Origin of the sequence: Bradyrhizobium sp. CCGUVB1N3, from assembly GCF_024199925.1 — a bacterium.
GTDB lineage: Bacteria > Pseudomonadota > Alphaproteobacteria > Rhizobiales > Xanthobacteraceae > Bradyrhizobium.
Window position 1 is genome coordinate 150,111 of sequence record NZ_JANADR010000001.1, and the last position, 23,117, is coordinate 173,227.

Consider the following 23,117-nt stretch of genomic DNA (forward strand, 5'->3'; position numbering starts at 1 on the left):
AGCAATCCTTGTCGTCAGCCGACCGGTACGGGGGAGGCGGCCATCAGTTCGCGAGTGTAGGGATGAATGTGGTCCGCATCGAAATCTTCGATCGGAAGCAGGTCGACCATCTCACCCCGGCGCATCACAGCGATACGGTGAGCGATCTGGCGGATGAGGTTGAGATCGTGGGTGATGAAGAGGAAGGCGGTGCCGGTCTCCGCGCGCAGTGCGAGAAGCAACTCGATGATCTGGGCCTGCACGGAAACATCCAGAGGCGCGGTGATCTCGTCGCAGATCACGAGCTTCGGCCGCGCCGCGAAGGCCCGTGCGATGGCAACGCGCTGCTTCTCGCCACCCGAAAGCTGGTGCGGCCAGCGGCCGGCATAGGATGCCGGCAGGCGAACCTGATCGAGCAGGCGCGGAATGTCGGCAAGACTGCCGCCATAGAGCTTGAGGGGCCGCGATAGGATCTCGCCGATCCTGTGACGTGGATTGAGCGAGGAATCCGGATGCTGGAACACGATCTGCATGTCGCGGCGATAGGCGGCGTTCATGTCGCGCGTGCTGTGGATCACTTGATCGTCGAAGGAGATTTTACCCGAGAAGTGGGCGAGCCCGGTGAGTGCGCGCGCCATCGACGATTTGCCCGAGCCGGATTCGCCAACGAGGCCGAGTATCTCGCCGGCACGGACATCCAGTCCGATCTTCTTCGTGGCTGGCGGCGGTGCGGCGCGGAACAGTCCGGCCTTGCCATAGTGGACTTCGATGTCGTAGGCAGCGAGAAGGACGTCGTCATGCGGCTCGTCATGGACGAGACGGCGTTCTGGCCTGGGCACGGCCTCCACGAGCACGCGCGTCTCTGCATGACGCGGCGCGCGGAAGATCTCGGCGGCCGGTGCCTGTTCGACCAGGCGGCCGCGCTTCAGGACCGCGACTCGGTCGGCGACCCGGCTCACGAGTGCGAGGTCGTGAGAAATATAGAGCGCGGCAACGCCAGTCTCCTGCCGCAATCGTGCGAACAGTTCGAGGATGCGCGCACCGGTGATGACGTCGAGTGCCGTGGTCGGCTCGTCGAACAGGATGACGTCGGGCCGGCAGCCGAAGGCCGTGGCAATGACGACACGCTGCTTTTCCCCGCCGGATATTTCATGCGGATAGCGCCGCATGATCGCAGCGGGATTGCTCAGATCGACATGGCCGAGCAGGTCAATGGCCAGCGCGTCGGCGTCGCGCGGCTTGAGGCCGCGATGCCGGATCAGCGCTTCGGTGATCTGCGTTCCGATGGTGAGCGTCGGATTGAGCGAGGTCGAGGGATCCTGAAACACCATCCCAAGCCGGCGTCCGCGGATCTTGGTCAGCTCTCGCGGACCCAGGCGCTGAAGGTCGATGTCGCCAAGCCGTAGCGAACCTGCCACTTCGCGGGCGTTGCTCGGTAGGTGGCGCATCAGCGCCCAGGCAAGCGAGCTCTTGCCGGATCCGGATTCCCCGACGAGCCCGAGGACCTCGCCCGGTGCGATCTCGAGCGAGATGTCGTGCAGCACATGCACCGCTCCGGCGGACGTGATGTAATCGAGCGTATAGTTCTGGATCGAAAGGGCAGGGGTCACCGCTCATCCTTCGGATTGAGAGCGTCGCGAAGGCCATCGCCCACCAGGTTGAAGGCGATGGCGGTGAGCGCGATCGCGGCCGATGGCGCGACCAGCCCCCACGGCGCCTGGTGCATGTATTGGCGAGCATCCGCTACCATCAGCCCCCATTCGGATGCTGGCGGCTGGGCGCCGACGCCGAGGAAGCTCAGCGTCGCGAACAGCATCACGGCGAAGGACACGCGGATGGTGGACTCGATCACGACCGGCGCCATGACATTGGGCAGCATCTCGCGGAAGATGATCCACGACGCGCCTTCGCCGCGCGCGATTGCGGCCTTCACATAGTCCTGATTGCGCACATTGAGCGCGACCGAGCGCGTCACCCGCGCCATGCCGGGTGCAAAAGCGATCGCGATGGCAATGACCGCATTGCCGGCGCCGTTGCCGAGCGTGGAGACCAGGAGCAGGGCCATCAGAAGACCCGGGATCGCCATCACGGCATCGTTGGTGCGCATGATCGCTTCGTCAGTGCGTCCGCCGAGATAGGCGGAGCCGACGCCGATGATCGCGCCAGCCGCGCTGCCGACGAGGGTGGCGAGGAGAGCCATCGGCACGGTCGATCGCGCCCCGACCATCAGGCGGCTCAGGATGTCGCGGCCGAATTGATCGGCGCCGAGCCAGTTCTGCCAGCCAGGCGCGCGGAACCTGCCGAGAAAATCGATCTTCTCCGGTGCATACGGCGCCAGTGCCGGCCCGAACAGGCAAGCGACAGCGACAAGCGCCAGAAGCACCACACCGACAAAACCCTGCGGCCTCCGCATCAAGCGGGTGAACAGCTCAGTCATAGCGAATCCGCCGGTCGAGAAGCGCATAGGCCATGTCGGCGAGCGTATTGGTAAGGGCGTAGGTCGTCGCCATGATCAAAGCACCCGCCTGGATCGACGGCAGGTCGCGCGTGGTGATGGCAACCATCAGCGCGCGGCCGATGCCAGGAATGGCGAAGATCTCCTCGATCACGATGATGCCGCCGAGCAAGTAGCCGACGTCGAGCGCGATGATGGTGATGACCGGCAGCAGCGCGTTGCGCAAGGCATGGCGAAACAGTACGGTCCGCTCAGGGAGTCCCTTCAACCGTGCGGCACGGATATAGTCGGACTTCAGCACGTCGAGCGTCTCGGAGCGCATCATGCGCATGACGTGGGCGATCAGGATCACTGAGACAGTGAGCACCGGCAGCGCCAGATGACGGATGCCGCCGCCGAAATCCTCGAGCGGCGAAACATAGCCGGTCGCCGGAAGCCAATGCAGCGTGTCGGCGAGCAGGAGGGCAAGGAGCGTTGCGGTGACGAACTCCGGCAGCGAGACGCCGAGATAGGCAATGAGGCTGACGCCTGTGTCGGCGAACCTGCCTTGCCGCAACGCCGCCACGACGCCGAGCGGCACCGCGATGGCGAGCGTGACCAAGATGGACGACGCGGCAAGCAGCAGCGAGCGCGACAGCGCGGCCAGCATTTCGGGGCCGACCGGCTGGCTCGTGCGCATCGAGACGCCGAAATCGCCGGTGAAGACGTGGCCGGCCCAGCGCGCATATTGCAGCCAGGCCGGATCGCCGAGTCCGAGCTTGGCCCGGAGCGCGGCCAGCACCTCGGGCGTGGCGTTTTCCCCGAGCAGCGACTGGGCTGCATCCGCCGGCAGGACCTGCGTGATGGCGAATACCAGCATCGAGACCACGACGACGGTGTAGCCCATCAGCAAAAGGCGGCGTGCAAACCAGGCCAGCGTCACCAGGCAACTCCGGTGTCAGGCGCGCTTCGGCGCGCCGGCACCGAGCGAGACGATGTCGAGGCGGAACACCGATCCGCGCGGATGCAACACATAGCCTTCGACGTAAGCCCGTTGCGCCGCCAGCAGGTCGAAGAACGCTGAAATCACCGTCGGGACCTCGGTGTTCATCATGTCCTGCGCCTTGGCGTAGAGCGCGGTGCGCTTGGCCTCGTCGTTCTCGACGCGCGCGGCATTGATGACGGCGTCGAACTCGCTGTTGTTCCAGCGGGTCTCGTTCCAGGCCGCGTTTGACGTGTAAAGCAGGTTGAAGATGGCGTCCGCCGTCGGCTGCATGTTGTAGAAGCCGACGTAGAAATTGCCTTTCTTCCAGACCTGGTCGAGATAGGTGGCGTGCGGCATGGTCTGCACGTTGATGCGGAAGCCGGCGGCCGCCGCCATCTCGCGGACGGCGACGCCGAGTTGGGTGCGGGTCGCCGGCTTGTCGGAGGCGATCAGCGTCAGATCGATGCCGTTGGGATAGCCCGCGTCGGCCAGAAGCTGCTTCGCCTTGGCGATGTCGGTCTTCTTCAGTGGAATGTTCTTGTAGAAGTGATAGGCGGAGCTCAGCGGCGTATCGTTTCCCGGCGTGCCGTAGCCGCCCGCGACGAAGCCCACGGTCGCCTCGCGATCGACTGCCAGGGCCAGCGCCTGGCGAACGCGCACGTCGTTGAACGGTTTCTGGTCGCATCCGAGATTGATGTTGAGGAACTGGCCGGAGGGCGTGCGTAGCGCCTTGACGCCATCGGCCTTGACGAGGCGCTCATACTCGCCCGGCGTGGTCGTGAGCAGCAGGTCGATCTCGCCGGAGATCATCGCCGAGGCTTCGGCTGTGCGGTCCGGATAGACCAGCAGCTCGATGCGGTCGAGGTACGGCCGCATCGGGTCGTAGTAGGCGGGGTTGCGCTCGACGATGATCCGGCGATCGGGCTCGTAGGTCGTGAGCTTGAAGGGGCCGGTGCCGTTGGCGGTGGTCGAAAGGCTGGCGAGGTCTCCGGTGACGACCTTGGCTGGAACGATGCGCGCGTTGAGGTAGGTGAGCGCCACCGGAAGGTCGGCATAAGCGCCGGAGAGCGTGAACTTGACGGTCAACGGATCGAGCGCCGCGACCTCCTTGATCGGGCCGACATTGGTGCGGCCGGGGGAGGCGGTCTTCGGATCGAGGATGGCGTTGATCGTGGCGACGACATCGTCGGCGGTCAGTGGCGAGCCGTCATGAAATGTCACACCAGGGCGCAGCTTGAAGGTCCACTCGGTCAGCGTCGCATTCGGCTCCCACGAAAGCGCGAGGTCCTGCTCGACGGTCATGTCCGGCTTCAGTCGGGTGAGGTTGGAGTAGAGCAGCTCGGTGACGAGGTATTCCGGATTCACGCGCGCCAGCATCGGATGGATGACCGATGCCGCCTGGTCGATCGACATCTGCAAGACGCCGCCGCGCCTGGGGGCCTCGGCGAGGGCGATTCTCGGCAGGATGGCGAGGCTGAGTGCGGTTCCGGCAAGGAAGTGACGGCGCGTGACGGACAGCATGGATGCGTGCTCCTTGAGTTAGCGGGCGACGACTGTTTCGGGAGACAGATCGGGACGGAATTCGGCGGACAGATAGGCGAGGACCGATTTCGCCAGCGCGACGATGTCGGAGTGGGTGGTGAATTCGCCAGGTGCATGAACTTGGTTGTCCGGCCGGCCAAGTCCGGTCAGCAGGATCTCCTGCATACCGGTCTGCTGCACCCAGCCGAAATCGGAGCAACTCGTCGCGCCCCATTTGGCGAAATCGTCCGGCGCATAGCCAAATCCGGCCGAAAGCGCCTCCTGCCAGCGCGGCCAGTGCGGGCCCGTCGGATCGGATGTCGGCATCAGGTGGCCGGTGAGGACCACCTCGACGTCAGCTCCAGGCGCAGCCGCGGCGATGGCGCGCTCGATCTCGGCACGCGCGGCCTGAAAATCTTCTTCCGGCGCATAACGCCGGCAGATGAGGACTTCGAAGAGCGACGGAATCTGGCCGCCGCATTGGCCGCCATGGGCGGCGGAAATATCGAGCTGGGCTGCGAGCGGACGTGTTGCGTGCGGCGGCGCGGGCAGGGTGGATATCCGTGCGGCGATTTTCGGTTTCAATGCCGCGAGAGCATTCAGGATCGGAAGCGCAGTCTCGATGGCGTTGGCGCTTGAGCCGATGGTCCCGGCTTCGCTTGCGTGAACGGTCTTGCCGTGGACGCGCAGCAAAAGCGTGAAAAGGCCGAAGCAGCCGGCCCAAATGCGCGACGCTGCGGCACCGTTGAAGTTGAGGATATGGCCTTCGAGAAGACCCTGTTCGGCAAGGTAACGCACCCCGGGATAGAGCCCGCCTTCCTCGTCGGTGCAAAGCAGCAGCATCGGGTCGTAGCCGAGCGGAAGGCCGATCGAATCGGCGGCGCGTAGCGCCAGCAGCACGGCTGCGATTGTGCCCTTCATGTCGGCGGCGCCAAGGCCGATCAGGCGATCGCCATCGCGCGTCAACTCGAAAGGATTAGTGGTCCAGCCGGGCGCTGCCGGCACGGTGTCGACATGGAAATACAGCCCGAGCACCGGCTTGCCCGAGCGGCGCCGCGCGATGAGATTGGTTCTGCGCCCATGCGCCGGGCCACCGGTCACGCGCCACAAATGCTCGGGCACATCGATGCGCTGACGATCCAACCCGAGCGCCGCAACGGTGCGCTCCATCAATCCGGCAAAGGCTTCGTAGCCCGCGCCGGGTGGGAAGGTCGTGTCGACCGCTACCATCCGCGCGAGATCGTCGACCGCACGTTCAACTGTCCGCTCGATTTGGGCAAAACCGTCGGCAAGCGTCGGGCTGGCCTGTCCTGGACCTGGTGTCGGAGAAACCATTTGCGATGGCTCATTTCTATATTCTATATAGAAATAGGTGAAGCTGATGGCTGTCAATTCCAAAGAATGAGGCAGACGTGACCGGTAAACAGGCAAAAGCAGCGGTAAGCGGTCCGCCGAGCCTGCCGGTTCCGTTGTACGAGCACGTCAAGCGCCAGATCGCCGAAGCGATCCTGGTCGGCGAACTGTCTCCGGGCACGGTGCTGCCCGGCGAAGTGGCGCTCGCCGCGCGATACGGAGTCGCGGTCGGTACCATTCGCCGGGCGCTGGCGGACCTGACAGCCGACGGCATGCTGGTGCGGAGGCGCAAGACCGGGACATTGGTGACAGGCCGCGCACCGCAGCACAGCCTGCGCTTCTTCTTCCAGTACTTCCGACTGCACGGCGAGGACGGCAGCCTGCAGCGTTCCGTGCCCGAAGTGCTGTCCGTCGTGTTGCGGCCAGCCGATACGGAGGAGGCTGTGCTCTTTACGGAAGCCCCGGGTGAGCCGCTGCTATGTCTCCATCGCGTGCGACGTGTCGGTCGCGTGCCTGTGATGCACTCGCGGATACGGCTCGTTGCGCGTCGCGTGCCCGATTTCCCGCGCGAGGCCGCAAACGTGCCCGCGCTGCTCTACCTCCATCTGCTCGATGCCTACGGCATCCGTATTGCCGCGGTGCGCGAGAAGCTTCTGGCAGAACTCGCCGACAAGGAGGACCGCCGCCTGCTCGCGCTGCCTTCGCCGAATGCCGTTCTGGTGATTCAGGAGGAAGCGTACGATCAAACGGGCGGGCTGGCGCTTCTGAGCGAACACCGCGTTACGACCGCGCATCATCACTACGTCAATGAGATCCGTTGACCAGGTCTTGTCGTGAGCCTCTCCAATGCGGAGCACGGTCTGCGCACCAAGCATTTCGTCTTGAACGTGCGCCAAGAGTTGCAACGACTGATCAGCTTTCTGGATGGTGACAGGCGATACCCCCATCACCGTCAGATCGCCATTCGGGATACACAGTCCTGCACACGTCGGACGCCCGGGGGCAGCGGGGATGAAAGTGGCATCCTGCTGGCGGATTGGCGGCGGAAGGAATTTCGCCGACGATGCGCGGCAGTTGGCCTCGGATGGTCGGATCGGGGATAGGTGAAGCATCACGCAGCATCCGCGTATAGGGATGTCGCGGTGCGCCGAACACGCGTGAGACAGGGCCGTCCTCCACGATGCGTCCGAGATACATGACCGCAACGCGCGAGCAGAACCATCGCACGACGCCAAGATCGTGACTAACGAATACGAACGTCAGGCCGCGCCGCGCCTGCAGATCTTTCAGCAGCAGCAGCACCTGCGCCTGCACGGAGACGTCGAGTGCGGAAACCGGCTCGTCGGCAACGATCAGCTCGGGTTCGACGGAAAGCGCACGGGCGATTCCGACACGCTGACGCTGCCCACCGGAAAACTCGTGCGGGTGGCGGTCGTAGGCGGTCGGCGGCAGGCCGACCTCCTCCAGTAACGCGATTGCGCGGTCGCGCGCGGCTCGGCCGCGGGCAAGACCGTGCACGCCAAGCGGCTCGGTCAAGGCCTGGCCGATCGTGCGTCGCGGATTGAGCGACGAATAGGGGTCCTGGAACACGATCTGCATGCGGCGGCGCAGCCGCCGGAGCGCGGATCCCCGGGCGTCAGTCACGTCAACACCGGCGAAGCGCACACGGCCGGCATCCGGCGGAATCAAGCGCAACACGGCGCGCGCTGCGGTCGACTTGCCGCAGCCGGATTCGCCGACGAGACCGAACGCCTCGCCGCGCGCGACTGCGAAGCTGACGCCGTCCACGGCGCGGACCGTCGTCGTGACCGGGCGAGGGAAGCCCTTCGTCACTGTGAAATGCTTGGCGAGATCGCGGACCTCGAGCAAAGTTTCGGACGCGGTCATTGGGTCGCCTTGGGATCGGTGACGTCGCAAAGGCCATCACCGACGAGGTTCAATCCGAGGACCAGGACAAGAATGGCCAGGCCCGGCCATATGCACAGCCATGCCGAATCCAGGATGTTCTCAAAACCATCTCGCATCATGCCGCCCCAGGTCGGCGTCGGCGGCTTGACGCCAAGTCCGATGAAAGAAAGTGAGGCCTCGGTGCGGACTGCGGTCGCCATCCAGAGCGTGCTCATGACTAGGAGATCGGTGACGATGTTGGGCAGCACATGCACGAGCAGGATACGCAGATGCGAGAAACCGAGCGCGCGGCCGGCCTCGATGAAGGCGCGCTCCTTGAGAAGCAGGACCGGTGCGCGCGCAATGCGCGCGAATGGGGCTATCGCCGTGAGCGCAATCGCCACGACGAGATTGGTGACACTCGAACCGAGCAACGCCACCATGATCATGCCGAGGATCAGGCTCGGAAACGACAGCAGGACGTCCATCACCTGCATGGTCACGAGATCGAAGCGCCCGCCGACATAGCCGCTGATCATGCCGATCGCGCCGCCAACGACGACGGCGCTGGCGATGGAAAGAAAGGACACCAGGAGGGACACCCGCGCGCCCCATAGTAGCCGTGATAGCACGTCGCGGCCGAACTGGTCGGTGCCGAGCAGGTAGTCGGAACCTGGTCCCGCCAGTCGCTCGAGTATGTTCTGTTCGAGGGGATCGTGAGGGGAAAGCCACGGCGCCAGTAGCGCGCCGGCCAGGATGATCGCGCAAAGAACGACGCCGGCGACGGTCGTTGGATCGCTCAAGAGCCGGCCGATCATTGCGCGCCGGGGTGAAGGTGCTGCGGAAAGGGCTACATCTGTCATTGCTTAACCCTCGGATCGATGAGGCCATAGCTGATGTCGGTGATCAGGTTCACGACGACGATCAGGAAGCAATAGATCACCATCATGCCCTGCAACATGGTGTAGTCGCGCTGGGTCAGCGCGCTGACGATCACCTTGCCGAGGCCGGGGCGGTTGAAGACGATTTCGGTGAGCACCGAATTGCCGATGAGGATGCCGACATATAGGCCGACCACGGTGACCACCGGGATCAGTGCGTTGGACAGACCGTGACGCCAGATAATGCTGCGCCGTGGCACGCCCTTCGCGCGCGCGGTGCGGATGTAATCTTCGCCGAGGACCTGTAGCATCGAGCTGCGCGTCACCCGGACGACATAGGCGGCCATCACGATGCCGAGGGTGACTGCGGGCAGAACGAGCTTGTGTAGGCCGTCGATCCAGTCGCCGGGGCGCGGATTGCCGATCACCGGAAACAGGTGGAGCTCCAACGCAAAGACGATCAACAGAAAAATGCCGGAAACAAAGACAGGGAAAGACAAACCGAGCAATGACAATAGGCGCGTCAGCACGTCGATCGGGCCGTTGCGGTGGAGGGCCGCCCAGACACCTGCGGGAATACCGATCAGGCAGCCGATCGCCATTGCCGCCAGCGTCAACACGATGGTGTGCGGCAAGGCTTCGGCAATCTCGGTCCAGACGGGACGATGCGTGACCATGCTGGCGCCAAGATCGCCGCGCAAGGCATGACCGAGGAACTCGAAATATTGCGTACCAATCCAGCGATCGAGGCCGAGTTCGGAGCGCAGGGCCGCGAGGGTTTCCGGAGTGGCTCGATCGCCCAGGATGGCGATCGCGGGATCGCCCGGAACCACGCGCACCAGCAGAAAGACGAGCGTCAATACCGCGAGGAGCGTCGGTATCGAAGCCAGCAACCTTCGGAGAATGAAGCCAATCACCGGACGATCCCCCAGCTTTGTCGCGGCTACGTCACTTGAAGTGCGTCGCTTCCGTCAAGAGCGGACCAAGCGACAGCGAGGCCTTCAACTCGTAGCCGTAATCGAGGTCAGTGCGGTGCGCCCAGATTTGCAAGGCCTCGGCCAGAGGAACGGCGCAGACAGCTGCGACGATCTTCTTCTGAGCCTCGACCCAGAGCGCAACCTGCTTCTCGGTATCGGTCTCGGTCTTGGCGGCGTCGATCTCCTTGTCCGCCACGTCGCAGTGGCTGAAATTGGTGACCGCCGTCGGCTTTCCGACGATGCTTGCCGAATGGAAGAACTGGGTCAGGTAGATGTCTGCCACCGGAAAGCGCGCCGCCGCGTAATAGACGATCGGGCTCAGATCCTTGCGGATTTGCTGATGGAAGGTGGCGTGATCGACGACCTGGATATCGAGATTGATGCCTGCCTTGCGGAGTTGCGCCTGCACGACCTGCATGCTGCCCAGCATCTGCGGCAACTGGGTGTGGATGATCTTGATCGTCAGGCCGTCGGGATAGCCGGCCTCCTTGAGCAGCGCCTTGGCCTTGGCGACGTCGGTGTTGACGAGGCCGACATCCTTGGAGGATCCGAGATAGCCCGCCGGAATCACGCTCTGGCCCGGGCGTGCCGTGTCAGTGCCCTGCCACTTCACGAGCTCGGGCCTGTTGACGGCGTAGGCGACAGCCTGCCGCACGCGGATGTCGTCGAGCGGTTTCGCCGTGATGTTGAGATTGAGATTGGCGAGTTCGCCTGGCTCGAACACGTCGACGATCGAGTTCGGCAACGCGCGGATGCGGTTGATCCAGGCCTGATCCTGCTTGCCGTAGATGAGGTCGATTTCGCCGTTCTGGAAAGCAAGGTCGCGCGAGGAATCGGAGGGAATGTAGCGATAGCTCACGTGCTCAAGTTTCGGCTTGCCTCGGAAATAGCCGTCGAAGGCAGCGAGCTCGAGCGACTGGTTCGGGGTGTCGGAGACGAAGGCGAAGGGGCCGGTGCCGACCGGATTGCGCGTGAAGTCCGCGCCGTATTTCTCGACCGCCTTGCGGCTGACGATATAGCCACCCGAGTAGTTGGTGACCAGCCCGAGCAAGCTCGGCACCTGTCGCGCCAGGACGATGTGGACCGTGGAGGGATCCGTCGCCTCGATGGTCTTTAATGCGGCGAAGTCGGCGGAGAAGGCAGACGTCTTGGCATCGCTTGCTCTCTTCAGGCTGAAGACGACGTCATCGGCGGTCAGCTCGCCAAAGTCGCCGTGAAACTTGACGCCGTGACGCAGATGGAACGTCCAGTCGAGCTTGTCGGAACTCGATTCCCATTTCTCCGCGAGGTCCGGCTCGATCTGCGCAGGATCCATCGTTCCCGGTTTGAAGCGCACGAGGCCGTTGTACATCCATGCCACGACGGTGCGGTCGATCGTGCTGACCGCGCGATGAGGATCGAGTTGGCCGACATCCTGGGCGGCCATGCCGACTCTTAGATCGGTCCTTGGCGCTGCCGATGCAGGTATCGCGATGAGGGTGGCGGCCGCGAGTGCCGCGCTAAGCGTGATGCGAAGCGTCATGTCTCTGTCCCTGCTGGTTGAATGATTGGTCCGCTGCAAAACGATCGATACGGAACGGCTCGAGCGGGACGTCCGTGTGTCCATCGAGGACGAGCTCGCTCATGATGGCCCCGATGGCCGGGCCGAGCTGGAAGCCGTGACCGGAGAATCCGAAGGCATGAAACAGCCCGGGCGTTGTGCGACTCGGTCCGATGACCGGAATATCGTCCGGCATTTCGCCGTCGATCCCGGTCCAGCTACGGATCACCTGAACGCCCGCGAGTTGCGGAACGAGCTGTAGCGCCTTGGCCATGACGACATAGCTTGCCTCCGGCGACGGTCGTGACGACGGAACGTCCGGATCGGAGTGCCCGCGGCCGCCGCCGAAGATCACGTTGCCGCGCCGGATCTGACGCAGGTAGACGTCGCCGCCGACGACGCCCAGATTGGGCGCAATGAAATAGGGCAAGGGCTCGGTTACGAGCAAATTGGGGTTGAGCGGCGACACCGGAACCTGTTCGCCGAATGCGCGTGCAACCGCGCCGCCCCAATAGCCGGCCGTGTTGACGAGATATCGGGCATGAAATTCGTGCTCGCCCGACGTGACGATGAACTGCGTGCCGTCGTGGGCTAGCTTGCTGACCGGCTTGAACTCGCGGATATCGGCGCCCGCATCGCGCGCGGCGCGCGCCAGAGCGGGGCTCAATAGACGCGGGTTGGCGGCGCCATCATCGGGCGCGAACGAACCGGCCACGACGTCGGGGCCGAGCCAGGGATATTGCTGATGGATCGCGTTGCCGCCAATCATGATCAGCGGAAGTCCGTTGGCCTTGGCGACGTCGAGATAGGCAATGAGGTCGGCTTCCTCGGTCTGGTTGCGCGCGAGCTTCAGGTGTCCGGTCACCTCGAATTCGCAGTCGGTGCCGATGAGCTCCGGCAGTCTGGCCCAAATGTCGCGGGAGCGTCGGGCGAGCGGCAGTTCCGCCGGATGCCGGCCCTGTTGCCGCACGCCGCCATAGTTGACGCCCGTGGCCTGGCCGCCGATCTGGCCCCGTTCGAGCAGGATGCATCGCGCGCCGCGCTTTGCAAGATGCAGGGCCGTGGAGCAGCCTGCGCCGCCACCCCCCACGATCAACACGTCGGTCGCTGTCGCGCTCATGCGGCCTCCGCGGGAAGGATGGGGATCGGCTTCACCGGCGGCTGTCCGCGCAGGCGGCCGACCTCTTCGACCGGGCAGGACAGCGTGGCCGCCAGTACCTCGGCTGCGGCTGCGCCGCAGACTCGACCCTGACAACGTCCCATCCCGACACGGGTCAACGCTTTGGCCCGATTGACCTCCGATGGCGGAAGCGTCGCGAGAGCTTCGTTCGCGGCTGCGCGCAATTCACCCGCCGTGATCGCCTCGCAGCGGCAAAGGATCGTATCAACGGCCATGTCTGCGGCGAGTTGTGTTGGAAACGGAAATGCAAGCTCCAATGCGGCGCGGAAGGTGGCGCCGGCTACCAGCGTTGCGTCGAGGCGCGCCACCGCATGCGCATCAACGGCCAGACCGCGCGCTGCGATCACAGCCCAGGCGGCGCGCGCGCCAGCCGCCTCCGCAAGATCGGCTCCCCGAATGCCGCTGCCGTCGCCGGCAAGGAACACACCTTCGACCGACGTGCGCCCGCTGGGATCTCTGCGCGGTACCCAATTGTGCTGCACGGGATCGAAGTCGAAGGGCACACCAGCGAGGTCGGCGAGTTGCGCCTCCGGCTTCAGTCCAAAGCCGAGCGCAACGGCATCGACCGCTGCCTCGTGCGTGATGCCGCGCGTGTCGCGCCAGCTCAGCGATTCGACCTGGCCGTCGCCCCCGATCGCAAGCGGTGTACCCCCCTCGATGATGGGGATGCCGTGCGCGCGCAGCCAGGTGATGTAGTAGAGGCCCTTGGCGAAAGTTGTCCCGCCCCGCATCAGCCCGAACGCTTGTGCCGCCTTGGTGGAAAAGGGCGTCGTGTCGAGCACGGCTGCAACTTGGGCGCCGGCGCGGGCATATTGATAGGCAACGAGATAGAGCAGGGGCCCCGTTCCGAGAAAGGCGACACGCGCTCCGATGGCGCAGCCCTGCGCCTTCAACGAAATCTGCGATCCGCCCAGAGTGAAGACTCCCGGCAGTGTCCAGCCCGGTAGCGGGATCACCCGATCCATCGCGCCCGTGCAAAGGATCGTCTGGGCGAATGGCACTGCCCGCGCCTTGCCGTCGCAGATCGTGTCGATCACGCCGGACCGCAAATTCCACGCAAGCGTTCGCGGGCGGAAGTCGATCGACGCGCGTAGCCGGTCGAAAGCGGCGTGTATGGCGTTCGCTTTTGCGGCCTCAAAGCCGTAGAGCGCTCGCGCAGTGCGGTGAAACCCGGTCGGTTGACGTTGATAAATTCGCCCGCCGTTCTCCGGCGCTTCGTCGATCACGGTTGGGCGCAGGCCTGCGCCGACGAGAACCTCCGCCGCACGGGTGCCGGCCGGACCGGCGCCGACGATGACGACGCTCATGGCTGCACCATCTCGCGCGACACGCGCATGCCTTCGGCTATGGGAGTGGTGCAGGCGCGCACGCGGCCGCCTCCTTCGACGCTTACCCAGCAATCCTGGCAAGCTCCCATCAGGCAGAACCCCGCACGCAGACCGTCGCCGAATTCGCTGGCGCGCAGGTGGCCGCTTTGCGCGAGAATGGCTGTAAGGAGGCTGTCGCCAGCGAGCGCGGCCGCGGGCGCGCCATCGAGCGTGAATGACACGGCGGGCCGGTCCGTCTCCGCCAGGCGGCGTAGCCTCATAGCATGTCCTCAAGCCGGCAATTGATCAGCAGTTCGGCGATGGTCGCGGTGTTGGGCAGCCGCAGAACCGTCGCGATCAGTTCGGCGATGTCACGCGGATCGCTCATTTTCTCGCGCGGCCATTTGGTGACTTGCGCGGTCATGTCGGTCGCGACGAAACTTGGGCAGATCGCAGTAGCCCGGATGCCGCGATCCCAGCCATATTGCCGCACCGCATGTGTGAGCGCGATGAGCGCAAACTTGCTCATCGCATAACCGGCGTTGGGGTTACGGACGCGCTTGCCCGACATGGAAGCGACGTTGATCACGCGTCCTTCGCCGCTCTTGGCAAGGTACGGCAGCGCAAGGCGGATGAGCCGCATCGGTGCCTTGACGTTGATCAGCATCATGGCGTCGAGCGCCGTTTCGTCGGGATCGGTGAGATCGGCTTCCGGATTGATTCCGGCCGCGTTGATCAGTCCGTCGAGCCGGCCGAAGCGGTCGATTGTCGCCGCGACCCACGCTTCCGCCGAAGGTAGTGCCTCCGCGTCATAGCGATGCAGCATCAGCCGGTCGGACTGCACCAGTCCGCGGGAATCGCGCACGCCGGCCGAGACGTGATACCCGCCGCCGATCAGGCGCTCCACCACGGCGCGGCCGATGCCGCGCGAGGCTCCGGAAACCATCACGACCCGGCCAAATGCTTCAAGCACGGGCAAGCTCCTCGGCGAAAGTGTTGGTTACGATATGACAGCGGGCAAGATGCTGTGGGGCAGCTGCCGCCAGAACCTGCGGCGCCTCGCACCCTTCGCGGCGCAAAGGGCAGCGCGGCGCGAAGCGGCATCCTGTCGGCATGTCGTTGAGAGGGGGCACGCGGCCCGGAATGGCGGCGAGCATCTGCTCTGCGCGGTCCATGCGCGGAATCGCCGAGAACAGCGCGCGCGTATAAGGATGGGCGGGCTTCGTGAAGATCTCTCGCACAGAGGCTTCTTCGACAATCTGGCCTGCATACATCACCGCAACGCGATCGGCGATCTGAGCGACCACGCCGAGATTATGCGTAATGAACAGCATGGCCATGCCGTGGCGTTCCTTCAGGTCGGCCAGCAGCCCGAGCACCTGCGCCTGGATGGTCACGTCGAGGGCGGTGGTCGGCTCGTCGGCGAGCAGCAGCGTCGGTTCGCACGCGAGCGCCATTGCGATCATCACGCGCTGCCGCATGCCGCCCGAGAATTGATGCGGATAATCGTGGAAGCGCTGCGTCGCGGATGGAATTTTGACCTCCTCGAGAACCGCAAGCGCCTTCGCCTCCGCATCCGCCCGAGACAGCGCGCGATGGACGCGCAGCGTCTCGGCAACCTGCGACCCGATGCTCATCACCGGGTTCAGACTGGTCATCGGCTCCTGGAAGACCATCGCCATGCGGTTGCCGCGCAGAGTTTCGAACTTCGTCTCACCGAGCGTTCGTAGATCGGTTCCATCGAAGAGGATACGGCCCGCCGACACGCGACCTTGCGGCTGTGGTACGAGGCCCATGATGGAGAGCGCCGTGACCGATTTTCCGCAGCCGGATTCGCCGACCAGAGCCAGGGTCTCGTTGCGTTCGAGCGTGAAGGAGACGTTATCGACGGCCGGATACCACTCCGCACGGATGCGAAATTCCGTCTGGAGATCTTCGACACGCAAGACCGGTTCGCGCATGGGACGGGGGCTGCCAGAGCGAGGACGTCACGCGCTATTCAGGTCTTTGCTATGCGTCGTGTCAATGCCATATTCCACTATACGCAAACGCAAGGTGCCATTTTTCCGCTATATATAATGGAAGGCCTTCGTGCAGGGGAGTATTTCCATTTGATGGATGATGTTTCCGGCGTTGGACCTTCTGGAAGCCTGCCGCGCGCCGTGGCCTTGCTGCGTGCGCTGGCCGCGAGCGGCGGTGAGGGGATGCGGCTGACGACCGCGGCCCAGATAGCCGGCGTGACACCGGCTTCGGCGCACAGGTTGCTGCGTATGCTGATCGACGAAGGTTTGGTGGAGCAGGATGCGCGCAACAAGTACTATCGGCTCGGTATCGAGTTCTTTTCGCTTGCCGCCCGGGCCGGAAACCCCGGCAATCTGCGGGAGGTGTGCCGGCCCGCGCTGTTGCGGCTATCGGCTTCGTTAGGCGACACGGTCTTCCTGCTGGTGCGCAGCGGATATGATGCCGTCTGTCTCGATCGCTGTGAGGGGCCGATGCCGATCCGCTCCTTTACAGGCGATATCGGGGGCAAGGTCATCCTCGGAGTCGGGCAAGGCAGCATGGCGATCCTCGCTCACTTGCCGGAAGCCGAACGCGACGAGGTGATCCGCTTTAACTTGCCGCGTCTGCTCAATTTCGGTCCGTTCGATGAAGTGTTCTTCCGCAATGAAATCGAACGGGTACGGGAAAGCGGCTGCGCGGCGCGCGGGACGGGGCTCCTGCCGGGCATGGCCGGTGTTGCCGTTGCGATCCTCGATCGCGAGCGGCGACCGCTCGCCGCGATCAGCATCGGCACCACTGTCGAGCGGCTGAATGCCGAGCGTTTGCCAACTGTGGTTCAGGTGCTAAAACGCGAGGCCGAAGCGCTGGCGGCGAAGATCAACCCGTTCGACGCTGGCTTGCGCAGGCCGGGGCAACATGCCGGCTCGTATTGAGATGTGCCACGGGTTCCGGCACGTGGACTACAAGATTTCCGAGGGCAAGCCGATCCGCGTCAGCGCGTGCCCTTCGGCTTCGAACCAAACAGATCGTGCGTTCCACTGATGCTGACCGTTCCCGAGCACTCGAACCCGCCGAAAAATCCGCAGGAGCCGGTGACCGTGACGCGCAAGTCTTTGCGCTGATACATGTCGACAGATATGCCCACGCGCGAAAAGTCGTTCGCGCTGTTCGGGAGGATCAGATCGATGTGTTCGGCCGCCCAACGTGGCACGTGCGGGTTGCTCTTCCAGAACAGTTCATTGCCGGCGTGGTGCTCGAAGTTCGGACCGACGGTGAGCGCACCGTCCATGCCCTCGAACAAGAAGCCTGTTTCGTCGATGTGAACGTTCACTCGATCGGGGGCCACTGCGAAATGCAGCGAGGTGATGTCTTGCGGCTGCGGGTCCTTGCCGAATTGCGAACTGTAGGCGTCGCTCCACTGCCCGCGGTCGCGTCCAAGTCCGAAGCCGTGCCGGCCCGGGAGGTCCCGCGTTGAAAGTGGCCTGTCGGACAGCTTTGGGCGCCAGATCTCTCGAAACCCCTTGCCGATCGTCGCGGCCATCGACAGATCGAGGGCCCAATGCGACGGTTTCTCTGGGCTTTGCCCTTCGGCGAAGGCGTCGAAGCCGTCCGTCGTCTTGGCAATGCGCAGCTTCTTGATCAGGTCTTCCCAATCCTTCGGCAGGAAGGTGACGCCGTCGAGCGTGTTCGTCGCGGCAGCGACACCGTACTTCTCGAGTTGGTGTCGAATGTAGGGCTTTTCGTCGTAGAGGCGTACATCCGGGTTGGGTCCGGCGAAGTATGTCGTCAGATCGATCTGCGGCCGAAACATGGTCAGTCGCGCCGCGATCTTCCGGTAGGTGTCGGTCGTCGTCGGGTTGGTGGTCGTCACGGGGCCGCCCTCCAAGTCGAGACTAATCTCTGTTTGGTCTAACCCGGACAGGCCCGGGTTCACGGCCGCGCGCCGAATGATGCTGCCGGCGCTGCTTAGCTTGTTGCCGGTGGAGGTCGAGTTCCTGTCGTACCAACGTAGAACTCGTTTGAACCTCCTGACTGGAAGCGTCGACAACCATCCGGGGGGCGGTATCAACAGCGAGGACGAACCGATGTCGCTGCGGAGCAGGGTACTGGATGTCCTCAACGGCCCGGCGGTCGCACGGATCCGCTTCCGGTTTCCGATCCGCGGCAGTCATGTGACGATTGCGCCGCAAACGTTCCATCATGTCGCGCGCGCGATCCGGTTGGGGCAAGTCAGTATCAGGGTTCCGACCGATCTCGCGGCAGGCGTCGCTGCGCAGTATAACGATGTCGCGCGAACCCGAGCGGACGGTACAGCGGTCGCGGCGAATACACTCGAGGTCGTGTCGGCCGCGGGGCGAATGGACGAGGCCTATATCGTCCATGAGGCCCTGCATGCGGCCTATGATCTGTTGCGTACCGGCCTTGACGCCAATGCGGAAGAGGCGTCCGCCTATGTCTGCACCGCGCTCTATTGCCGCATGACGGGCCTGCCGCGACCTCGTTGGGCGAACGGGCCGATCTACGCTAATGCCGCAGAGGTCGCTCGAACGCTGTTGTCGCAATATCAGAAGGGTGATCCCGGAATTCCCTGGGTCGGCGAGCATGAATGGCGGCTGCTGCGCGCCGGCGTGGGCTTTGATCCAGTGTATGCCAGCGGGCCCGCCGGCATTCTCACCGGATGGCTCTTCGGCCAGCAATACACCCACGATGGCTGAGCGACGGGGCCGCATCCGTTCTAACAAGCGGCAAGAGTTTCCAGCTCCTTGCCGCCATTTCCTCATCAGGATCGACGCCGCGCGGCGTCAGGCGACCAATAGGCCCAGCTTGCCAACCATGGCAAGCGAACGTTGAACGCTTTCTCGAGTCGACAGCAGCAGCGACTCGGTGGGCTGTCCGGCACTATCTGTTTGATCGACCCGGGTGGTCGGGCCGAACCTTTCGGTCATCTCGGTAATGATCTGGTCGATGGTCCGGGCACCGTCGAGCAACTGCAGGAAATCGCGGGTCCGATCGTCCTCCAACTGCACTGTTTGATGGAGGAGGTTGGTGACCAACCGACCTGTTTGCGCCTGCTTCCGTGCGAGCAGGCTTGCCTGCGGGCGGTCGGAAACTTCCTTCAAAAGAAAGGGTGGAGATACCAGGAAGGAGACCTCGCCGCTGCACGCCAGGATGAACATCGCCTCCGTCAGAACCCGTTGGTCATCGTCTGCCTGCCGGCCGCCCAGCAGCGCACGGGCGCCATCAAGCAGTTCGCCGAACGACAATGCGCGCGGCCAAGCCCGACCGAGACACAGATTCGCAGCCTTCAAGAGTGGATTGGTCACCGTGACCTTGTTGCCGTCCTGGTTCTCGAATTCCATCGCGGAATCGTCGGTCACGCAGGCGTCGGGATCTGTCGGGCTCGTGGTGGTCAGCAAATGGAACCGGGTGACGAAATCGAGGTCGATCTGGCGGGAGAGCGAAACGCTGTCGTGACAGAGCAAGGTACGCCGAAAGCCGTTACCGTCGATAAAGTCCTGATACTGGTCGCGCGCCATGAACTCATTCTCCGGGAAGCGCTGCAGCGTCGCGCGAACCTCCTCGGAATAGCCGGCAAGATAGCGTCGTGAAAAATCGGCGTCGCTCAGATATTGCAGGCCGTGGCGGCCCGCGTCCTCAACGACCTCGTGCAGTAAGAAGGCCGTAGCGCCCTCGTCGAGATCGTCGTGAAACAACAGCTCGTCGGGGGCCTTGAGGACGCGGTTGCACTGGTCGCGCATGACCGCGCCGTGCACCGTGTTGGCCTTCGAGCCCTCGCTCAGGAACTTCAGGATCGCGCGGGCCTGTCCCACCTTCTCCTTCATGCCGGTGAGGCGGCGGGTGTGATACCGCATCATGTCGCGGACCATGTCGCGAAGATGCGAGAACGGGTGCGCGTTGTAGCTGACGTAGCAGATCCCGCTTGGCGCCAGGTTCTGCTTGAAGATCATCATCATCTTCTCGCGCACCGCCCGCGGTACCCATGAATACACGCCGTGCGCGATGATGTAGTCGAACTGCCCGAACCTTGCGTCGACATTCATGATGTCGCAATGCAGGAGCTTGATGTTGCTGAGGCCCAATGTGGCGATATTTCGCTGGCCGCGCTCGATCGTCACGCCGCTCAGGTCGACACCGATGAATTCGCTGTCCGGATATTGAAAGGCCATCGGCAACAGATTGCCGCCAACGCCGCAGCCGAGCTCCAGCACCCGGCAGCGCTCGACCGGGGCCGGTTGCATGCCGTAGACGGCAGCAATGGTTGCGAGATGGTTCGGATGAGTGAGTCCGTAGACGTGGCCGGGGTAATAGACCTCGTCGTACGGTGTGGGGCCGGTGGTCGGGTGGCGATGCTCGGTGTGAATGTTCATCGTCGTCAATTCCACGAATATGCAAACTTGTCGTTCTCGATCGAGACCCGTGCTTGCTTAACCTCCTCCTTAGCGAGCGATTTGCGGAGGAATTCGCGGGACAACTCCGGCAGCAGTGTATTGGTGATGATGTTGTCAATCATGCGCCCGCCTGAATCCGGATCGTTGCAACGTGACACGATGTGCGCGACGACCGCATCGTCGTAGCTGAAGGCCGCATTGTGATTGTCGCGGATGCGCCGCCCGATCCGGTCGAGCTGCAGCCGGACGATCCCGGCGAGCACTTCGTCCGATAGGGGAAAGTAGGGGATCGAGACGATGCGTCCGAGGAGCGCGGCCGGAAATACCTTCAGCAATTCCGGCCTCAGCATCTTGGCGAGCTCTTCCGGCTCGTTGCGATATTTTGGATCGCGCGACAAACCCATGATCAGATCAGTGCCGACGTTGGTGGTCAGAATGATCAAGGTATTCTTGAAGTCGATCCGCCGCCCGTTGCCGTCCTCCATGAGTCCCTTGTCGAACACCTGGAAGAAGATCTCATGAACGTCAGGATGGGCCTTCTCCACCTCGTCGAGCAGTATCACGCTGTAAGGCTTGCGACGGACCGCCTCGGTGAGGCGACCGCCTTCGCCATAGCCGACATAGCCGGGAGGTGCGCCTTTCAAGGTCGAAACGGTGTGAGCCTCCTGGAACTCCGACATATTGATCGTGATCATGTTCTGCTCGCCGCCGTAGAGGGTCTCGGCAAGCGCAAGGGCGGTTTCGGTTTTGCCCACGCCGGATGGTCCGGCCAGCATGAAGACGCCGATCGGCTTTGACGGGTTATCCAGTTTGGCGCGGCTGGTCTCAATTCGCTTGGCGATCATCGTCAGCCCATGGGACTGGCCGACGACGCGGCGGTTGAGAATCTCCGGCAATTTCAGCACGGTTTCGATCTCGTCCCGCATCATCCGGCCGACCGGGATGCCGGTCCAGTCAGACACGACGGACGCAACCGACTGCTGGTCCACATGAGCATAGACCATCCGCTTTTCCGGATTGATGCCCTCCAGCGTTTCGAACTTGCCGCGCAGTTCCGCGCGCTTGGCAGTCGGATCCTCGCCTTCCTTGGGCTCGGACAGGATCTCGCGGACGCTGCGGATGTCCTTGACGAGCTCCTGCTCGGTGGCCCAATCGGCCTCGAGGCTCGTCAGCTTGTCCTTCAGTGCTGCGATGTCACCGTCGATGGCCACAATGCGCTCGTTGTCCTCGATGCCCAGATCGCCGTCGCTGACGAGCGCCGATCTCTCCGCCTCGCGAGCGGAAATCGCAACGCGGGCGTCCTCGATCAGGGCTGGCGTCGCGCTCTGGCTGATGGCCACGCGTGCCGAGGCGGTGTCAAGCAGGCTGACCGCCTTGTCCGGCAGCTGTCGTGAAGGAATGTAACGGTGCGACAGGTTGACGGCTGCAACGATTGCAGCATCCGAGATGCGAACACCGTGGTGCTTTTCCATCGGACCGAGAAGTCCGCGCAGCATGATGCAGCAGGTCTCGACATCGGGTTCATCGATCTGGATCGGCTGAAAGCGTCGCGTGAGTGCGGGGTCCTTCTCGATGTACTGGCGATATTCGGCCCACGTGGTGGCGGCGATCGTACGCAGCGTGCCACGGGCGAGGGGAGGTTTCAGGAGATTGGCCGCATCACCGGTGCCGGCCGCGCCGCCGGCGCCTATCAGCGTGTGGGCTTCGTCGATGAACAGGATGATGGAGGTGGGTGAGCTCTGGACTTCGTCGATCACCGAGCGCAAGCGCTGCTCGAACTCACCCTTCATGGATGCACCGGCCTGCATCAGGCCGATGTCAAGCGCACAGAGCCTTACATTGCGCAGCGGTGGCGGCACGTCGCCGGCGGCGATACGCTGGGCGAAGCCCTCGACCACCGCGGTCTTGCCGACGCCGGCCTCGCCGGTGAGGATTGGATTGTTCTGCCGCCGGCGCATCAGCACGTCGATCAATTGGCGGATTTCTTCATCCCGGCCGAGGATCGGATCCATCTGGCCCGACTTGGCCTTGGCGGTGAGATCCTGGGAGAACCGGTCGAGCGGTGTCGTCCCCTTGGGACCGGCCTGGTCTGCGCCTTCCGTGCCGGCGCCGACCAGTCCCGAGCCGTCCATCGGCTGCATGGTCTCCTCGTCAGAGCCAGCCCAGACGGCGCGGCGCTCCGCGGCCAGCGCGTCGACGTTTACCTTGGCGAATTCCTGCGAGAGATTGTTCAGCGCACGACGGATATCGTTCGACTTCAGTCCTGCCACCAGCAGATGGCCGGTGCGGATCTGGGTCTCGCCGAAGAAGAGTGTGGCATAGTGCCAGCCCCGATCGAGGAGATCGATGACCGAATTTGCGACACCCGGCATGTCGGTTTCGTTCTTGCGAAATCCATTGATGACACCGGCGAGGTCCGACAACAACCGCGACCGGTCGAGCTTGTAATGATCCACCGTGAGGCTGAGGTCGTGGCGTTCCTGTTGCAGGATATGAAACAGCCAGTGTGCAAGCTCGACGTTGCGGTTACCGGCGCTCTTGGCGTGGCGCAGCGCCTGGATGAAGGCATCGTAGCCAGCCCGGTTCAGTTTGCCCGTTACAGCTTCAAGGCTGATATCGGTCACGGCGGCACCTCCTGCTCAATTCCTCCGCGGATGCCCGGG

The 23,117-nt window shown here is 63.7% G+C and carries 20 protein-coding genes; 3 read left to right on the forward strand and 17 right to left on the reverse strand.

Going from position 1 to position 23,117, the window contains the following annotated elements:
• Positions 1-14: 14 nt before the first annotated feature.
• Genes nikE through NLM33_RS00710 form a run of 5 tightly spaced genes read right to left on the reverse strand, consistent with a single transcriptional unit; the run spans position 15 to position 6,254 of the window.
• Complete coding sequence (gene nikE, locus NLM33_RS00690) at positions 15-1,589, reverse strand: ABC transporter ATP-binding protein (RefSeq protein ID WP_254093796.1); 1,575 nt, start codon at positions 1,587-1,589, stop codon at positions 15-17.
• On the reverse strand, positions 1,586-2,416 hold the full coding sequence (locus NLM33_RS00695; RefSeq protein ID WP_254093799.1) for an ABC transporter permease: 831 nt from the start codon (positions 2,414-2,416) through the stop codon (positions 1,586-1,588). The genes nikE and NLM33_RS00695 overlap by 4 nt, the downstream gene beginning before the upstream one ends.
• The gene (locus NLM33_RS00700) at positions 2,409-3,356 is read right to left on the reverse strand and encodes an ABC transporter permease (RefSeq protein ID WP_254093801.1); all 948 of its coding nucleotides are present in this window, start codon (positions 3,354-3,356) and stop codon (positions 2,409-2,411) included. The genes NLM33_RS00695 and NLM33_RS00700 overlap by 8 nt, the downstream gene beginning before the upstream one ends.
• Positions 3,357-3,371: 15 nt before the next feature.
• Entirely contained in the window at positions 3,372-4,919 is a 1,548-nt protein-coding gene (locus NLM33_RS00705; RefSeq protein WP_254093803.1) for an ABC transporter substrate-binding protein, read from the reverse strand.
• An 18-nt stretch (positions 4,920-4,937) separates the two neighbouring features.
• Complete coding sequence (locus tag NLM33_RS00710) at positions 4,938-6,254, reverse strand: M20 family metallopeptidase (protein ID WP_254093805.1); 1,317 nt, start codon at positions 6,252-6,254, stop codon at positions 4,938-4,940.
• A gap of 77 nt (positions 6,255-6,331) precedes the next feature.
• Between NLM33_RS00710 and NLM33_RS00715 the strand changes: the two genes are divergently transcribed.
• On the forward strand, positions 6,332-7,093 hold the full coding sequence (locus NLM33_RS00715; protein WP_254093807.1) for a GntR family transcriptional regulator: 762 nt from the start codon (positions 6,332-6,334) through the stop codon (positions 7,091-7,093).
• Between the two features lie 91 nt (positions 7,094-7,184).
• On the opposite strand, the gene NLM33_RS00720 is transcribed toward NLM33_RS00715, so the two are convergent.
• The 9 genes from NLM33_RS00720 to NLM33_RS00760 are packed head-to-tail and all read right to left on the reverse strand — an operon-like array spanning position 7,185 to position 16,005.
• Positions 7,185-8,159: an ABC transporter ATP-binding protein gene (locus NLM33_RS00720; protein ID WP_254093809.1), complete on the reverse strand. Its 975-nt coding sequence runs from the start codon at positions 8,157-8,159 to the stop codon at positions 7,185-7,187.
• Positions 8,156-9,022 carry an ABC transporter permease gene (locus NLM33_RS00725; protein WP_254093811.1) on the reverse strand — a complete coding sequence of 289 codons (867 nt, stop codon included), beginning with the start codon at positions 9,020-9,022 and terminating at the stop codon, positions 8,156-8,158. The genes NLM33_RS00720 and NLM33_RS00725 overlap by 4 nt, the downstream gene beginning before the upstream one ends.
• A complete protein-coding gene (locus tag NLM33_RS00730) occupies positions 9,019-9,957 on the reverse strand; it encodes an ABC transporter permease (RefSeq protein ID WP_254093813.1) in 939 nt (312 codons plus the stop codon). The genes NLM33_RS00725 and NLM33_RS00730 overlap by 4 nt, the downstream gene beginning before the upstream one ends.
• Positions 9,958-9,988: 31 nt before the next feature.
• On the reverse strand, positions 9,989-11,539 hold the full coding sequence (locus tag NLM33_RS00735; RefSeq protein ID WP_254093815.1) for an ABC transporter substrate-binding protein: 1,551 nt from the start codon (positions 11,537-11,539) through the stop codon (positions 9,989-9,991).
• On the reverse strand, positions 11,517-12,677 hold the full coding sequence (locus tag NLM33_RS00740) for an FAD-binding oxidoreductase (RefSeq protein ID WP_254093816.1): 1,161 nt from the start codon (positions 12,675-12,677) through the stop codon (positions 11,517-11,519). The genes NLM33_RS00735 and NLM33_RS00740 overlap by 23 nt, the downstream gene beginning before the upstream one ends.
• A complete protein-coding gene (locus NLM33_RS00745; protein ID WP_254093818.1) occupies positions 12,674-14,044 on the reverse strand; it encodes an NAD(P)/FAD-dependent oxidoreductase in 1,371 nt (456 codons plus the stop codon). The genes NLM33_RS00740 and NLM33_RS00745 overlap by 4 nt, the downstream gene beginning before the upstream one ends.
• Positions 14,041-14,325, reverse strand: coding sequence for a (2Fe-2S)-binding protein (locus NLM33_RS00750; RefSeq protein ID WP_254093820.1), 285 nt, complete (start codon positions 14,323-14,325; stop codon positions 14,041-14,043). Before NLM33_RS00750 ends, NLM33_RS00745 begins: the two co-directional genes overlap by 4 nt.
• Complete coding sequence (locus tag NLM33_RS00755; protein ID WP_254093822.1) at positions 14,322-15,017, reverse strand: SDR family NAD(P)-dependent oxidoreductase; 696 nt, start codon at positions 15,015-15,017, stop codon at positions 14,322-14,324. Before NLM33_RS00755 ends, NLM33_RS00750 begins: the two co-directional genes overlap by 4 nt.
• A complete protein-coding gene (locus tag NLM33_RS00760) occupies positions 15,010-16,005 on the reverse strand; it encodes an ABC transporter ATP-binding protein (protein WP_254093823.1) in 996 nt (331 codons plus the stop codon). Before NLM33_RS00760 ends, NLM33_RS00755 begins: the two co-directional genes overlap by 8 nt.
• 153 nt (positions 16,006-16,158) lie before the next feature.
• Here NLM33_RS00760 and NLM33_RS00765 point away from each other — a divergent pair, with 153 nt between their 5' ends.
• On the forward strand, positions 16,159-16,977 hold the full coding sequence (locus tag NLM33_RS00765; protein WP_254093824.1) for an IclR family transcriptional regulator: 819 nt from the start codon (positions 16,159-16,161) through the stop codon (positions 16,975-16,977).
• Between the two features lie 59 nt (positions 16,978-17,036).
• Here the strand turns inward: NLM33_RS00765 and NLM33_RS00770 are convergent, their stop codons facing one another.
• On the reverse strand, positions 17,037-17,915 hold the full coding sequence (locus NLM33_RS00770; RefSeq protein WP_254093825.1) for a hypothetical protein: 879 nt from the start codon (positions 17,913-17,915) through the stop codon (positions 17,037-17,039).
• Positions 17,916-18,129: 214 nt separating this feature from the next.
• Here NLM33_RS00770 and NLM33_RS00775 point away from each other — a divergent pair, with 214 nt between their 5' ends.
• Positions 18,130-18,759: a hypothetical protein gene (locus tag NLM33_RS00775; RefSeq protein ID WP_254093826.1), complete on the forward strand. Its 630-nt coding sequence runs from the start codon at positions 18,130-18,132 to the stop codon at positions 18,757-18,759.
• A gap of 87 nt (positions 18,760-18,846) precedes the next feature.
• Here the strand turns inward: NLM33_RS00775 and NLM33_RS00780 are convergent, their stop codons facing one another.
• Together NLM33_RS00780 and tssH are read right to left on the reverse strand one after the other, a co-directional pair.
• Positions 18,847-20,433 (reverse strand): class I SAM-dependent methyltransferase, encoded by a 1,587-nt coding sequence (locus NLM33_RS00780; protein WP_254093827.1) that lies wholly within the window; start codon positions 20,431-20,433, stop codon positions 18,847-18,849.
• 5 nt (positions 20,434-20,438) lie between these two features.
• Complete coding sequence (tssH, locus tag NLM33_RS00785) at positions 20,439-23,078, reverse strand: type VI secretion system ATPase TssH (protein ID WP_254093828.1); 2,640 nt, start codon at positions 23,076-23,078, stop codon at positions 20,439-20,441.
• Positions 23,079-23,117 lie beyond the last annotated feature (39 nt).

Excerpts from the sequence above, each read along its gene's own strand:
- NLM33_RS00740 (WP_254093816.1), bottom strand. The coding sequence starts at position 12,677 with ATGAGCGCGACAGCGACCGACGTGTTGATCGTGGGGGGTGGCGGCGCA.
- NLM33_RS00695 (WP_254093799.1), bottom strand. The coding sequence starts at position 2,416 with ATGACTGAGCTGTTCACCCGCTTGATGCGGAGGCCGCAGGGTTTTGTC.
- NLM33_RS00725 (WP_254093811.1), bottom strand. The coding sequence starts at position 9,022 with ATGACAGATGTAGCCCTTTCCGCAGCACCTTCACCCCGGCGCGCAATG.
- NLM33_RS00780 (WP_254093827.1), bottom strand. The coding sequence starts at position 20,433 with ATGAACATTCACACCGAGCATCGCCACCCGACCACCGGCCCCACACCG.
- NLM33_RS00775 (WP_254093826.1), top strand. The coding sequence starts at position 18,130 with ATGTCGCTGCGGAGCAGGGTACTGGATGTCCTCAACGGCCCGGCGGTC.
- NLM33_RS00745 (WP_254093818.1), bottom strand. The coding sequence starts at position 14,044 with ATGAGCGTCGTCATCGTCGGCGCCGGTCCGGCCGGCACCCGTGCGGCG.
- NLM33_RS00765 (WP_254093824.1), top strand. The coding sequence starts at position 16,159 with ATGGATGATGTTTCCGGCGTTGGACCTTCTGGAAGCCTGCCGCGCGCC.
- NLM33_RS00705 (WP_254093803.1), bottom strand. The coding sequence starts at position 4,919 with ATGCTGTCCGTCACGCGCCGTCACTTCCTTGCCGGAACCGCACTCAGC.
- NLM33_RS00710 (WP_254093805.1), bottom strand. The coding sequence starts at position 6,254 with ATGGTTTCTCCGACACCAGGTCCAGGACAGGCCAGCCCGACGCTTGCC.
- NLM33_RS00720 (WP_254093809.1), bottom strand. The coding sequence starts at position 8,159 with ATGACCGCGTCCGAAACTTTGCTCGAGGTCCGCGATCTCGCCAAGCAT.
- NLM33_RS00735 (WP_254093815.1), bottom strand. The coding sequence starts at position 11,539 with ATGACGCTTCGCATCACGCTTAGCGCGGCACTCGCGGCCGCCACCCTC.
- NLM33_RS00760 (WP_254093823.1), bottom strand. The coding sequence starts at position 16,005 with ATGCGCGAACCGGTCTTGCGTGTCGAAGATCTCCAGACGGAATTTCGC.
- NLM33_RS00750 (WP_254093820.1), bottom strand. The coding sequence starts at position 14,325 with ATGAGGCTACGCCGCCTGGCGGAGACGGACCGGCCCGCCGTGTCATTC.